Annotated in this window: 2 protein-coding genes; both read left to right on the top strand. The window is 41.1% G+C overall.

The annotated features are described in order from the left end of the window. Positions 1–979 (top strand): aromatic amino acid lyase (locus AC1DUW_RS24710; protein ID WP_477643713.1); only part of this gene is annotated, 979 nt, incomplete at its 5' end. Between the two features lie 373 nt (positions 980–1,352). Beyond that, positions 1,353–2,750 carry an amino acid permease gene (locus AC1DUW_RS24705; RefSeq protein ID WP_083450896.1) on the top strand — a complete coding sequence of 466 codons (1,398 nt, stop codon included), beginning with the start codon at positions 1,353–1,355 and terminating at the stop codon, positions 2,748–2,750. Positions 2,751–3,011 lie beyond the last annotated feature (261 nt).

Genomic DNA, 3,011 nt, shown 5'->3' with positions numbered 1-3,011 from the left:
TCCGCTGACACTTAAAGCAAAAGAAGGTCTTGCTTTGATTAACGGAACGCAGGCCATGACGGGAATGGGACTCGTCAATTACATCGAAGCTGAACAGCTGGCCCATCAAACTGAGGCGATTGCTTCAATGACGTTAGAAGGGTTACGCGGCATTGAAGACGCCTTTGATCCGGATGTTCATCTAGCTCGCGGTTACCGCCAGCAATCAGAGGTCGCGGAACGGATCCGCCGCATGATCAACGGTAGCCAGCTCATCACCAAGCAAGGGGAACTACGGGTACAGGATGCGTATTCTCTCCGCTGCATCCCGCAAGTGCATGGGGCATCATGGCAAACTCTCGATTATGTAAAAGAAAAATTGGAAATCGAAATGAATGCTGCAACGGATAATCCGCTTATTTTTGATGATGGTGAAAAGGTTATTTCAGGAGGCAACTTCCATGGTCAGCCGATTGCATTTGCGATGGACTATATGAAAATCGCTGTGGCCGAGCTTGCGAATATTTCAGAGCGCCGTATTGAGCGACTCGTCAATCCTCAGCTGAATGATTTACCACCATTCTTAAGTCCGGAACCTGGCTTGCAGTCGGGAGCGATGATCATGCAATATTGTGCCGCTTCACTCGTCTCTGAAAATAAAACACTCGCACATCCTGCAAGTGTGGATTCCATACCATCTTCAGCGAACCAAGAAGATCATGTAAGCATGGGAACGATTGGATCCCGACACGCCCATCAAATCATTCAAAACGTTCGTCGCGTTTTGGCGATTGAACTCATTTGTGCCTTGCAGGCGGTGGAATACCGTGGAACAGAAAAGATGGCTCCATTTACAAAAGAGTTGTATACGGAAGCAAGAAAGCTTATTCCAAGCATTACACATGATCGTATCTTTTCAAAAGATATTGAAGCAGCGGCAAGCTGGTTACATCAAATCGATTGGAATTCATTTATTCATAGGAGCTTACCCACCAAATAATAGTATGTGAGGGAGTAACCGAATTTTAAAAATGCATGCGAAGCTTATTCTATAAAGGTTAGGCTAATAAGATCAAAAAGTAGTCCTTTACAGGGTTTTTATGTCAGCTAATCAAGTTGCGTAATGCTACACAGACCCCTATATTCCAAAAAAAAGTTAATAATATGTTTTAATAACGGCCGTGATAAAGAAAAATCGGAAGAATTAAACCTATTGATAGAGTGATTTCCTTTGCTTTATTGATTCAAGATAAAATTGCATTATTGGAGGGGAATCTAATTTGGAAAATCAGCAATTGCAACTGCCTGCTAAAAATGAACAAAACCAGCCGTCAAATACTTTACAAAGAAAACTAAAAGCGCGCCATCTAACGATGATTTCGTTGGGCGGTGCGATTGGAACAGGGCTTTTTCTCGGCAGCGGGCCGGCCATTGCCTCTGCAGGACCTGGAGGGGCTTTGGTCGCTTATGCCGTTATCGGTATAATGGTTTATTTTATTATGACAAGTCTAGGAGAACTAGCATCATTTATGCCAGTCAGCGGAGCTTTCAGTACCTACGCAACACGTTTTATTGATCCAGCACTTGGGTTTGCGCTTGGTTGGAATTATTGGTTTACTTGGGCGATGACGCTTGCCGCGGAACTATCTGCTGCAACGATGGTTATGAAGTTTTGGTTTCCTCACAGCCCGTCATTGTTATGGAGTTCTTTGTTTTTAGTTTTGATATTCTTGTTGAATTACGTATCCGTTAAAGGGTATGGAGAAGGGGAATATTGGTTTTCGCTCATTAAAGTGGCGACCATCATCATTTTTATCGTTGTCGGTATATTGATGATATTCGGGATTATGAATGGAGAGGCGATTGGTTTTAAAAACTTCACAGTTGGCGACGCTCCGTTTGCCGGTGGTTTTTTAGCAACATTGGGTATTTTCATAGCTGCTGGTTTTTCTTTTCAAGGGACAGAAATAGTTGGTGTTGCAGCCGGCGAGAGTGAAGATCCGGCAAAAAATGTTCCACGTGCAGTTCGCAGCATCTTTTGGAGGATTTTCCTATTTTACATCCTAGCGATATTTGTTATTGGGTTGATAGTTCCTTATACGAATAGCAGTCTGCAGGGACATACGATCATGGTTAGTCCGTTTACGATGGTGTTTGAAAAAGTGGGACTGGCATTTGCTGCTTCCGTGATGAATGCTATCATTTTAACAGCCGTACTATCCGCAGGTAATTCGAGTCTTTACGTGACAAGCCGAATGTTGTACTCAATGGCAAATGAAGGGCTGGCACCGCGTATTTTTGGGAAGCTCAACAAACGCGGGGTTCCCATTTGGGGACTGGTTGTAACTTCACTTGTAGGGATGTTGGCATTTTTTGCTTCCATTTTCGGTGATGGAGTAATATATATTTGGCTGATGAATGCAGTTGGAGTCACTGGATTTATATTTTGGCTGGGTATAGCTGCCAGTCATTACCGGTTTAGAAAAGCATACATTGCTCAAGGTTTTTCACTGGAAGATCTTCCTTATCTTTCAAAATGGTTTCCTTTCGGACCGATATTTTCATTTATCCTTTGTTTTTCGGTTTTATTGGCGCAAAACTATCAAGCCTTTATCGGAGATCACATTGAGTGGGCGAGTGTAATTGCTAGCTATCTTGGTATCCCATTATTTTTGGTGATGTGGCTTGGCTATAAATTTATTAAGAAAACTAAAGTAATTCCGTTAGAAGAATGTCAAATTGATTTCGATGAACACAGGAATGCAAAATAGACATAAGATCCCTTTTAACAATTTATTCGAATTAATTATTAAATAAATATAACTTTCGTTGTTAAGAAAAGTTTCCGATGATTTATACTATTTGATGCTTTCAAATACAAATCATTTACTTTTTGGCTTTTAAAAAGTGCAAGAGTCTACAAAAGGGCTGCTGATGCAGTCCTTTTTTTGTATAGCTAAATGGGGAGGAAAGTTCCTAAATATTATATACATAAAAAAAATCGAGGAGGTTTACTAATATAAAAATATAAA

Source organism: Peribacillus sp. P4_C12 (assembly GCF_056402095.1).
This window is presented reverse-complemented; position numbering and strand designations above follow the sequence as displayed.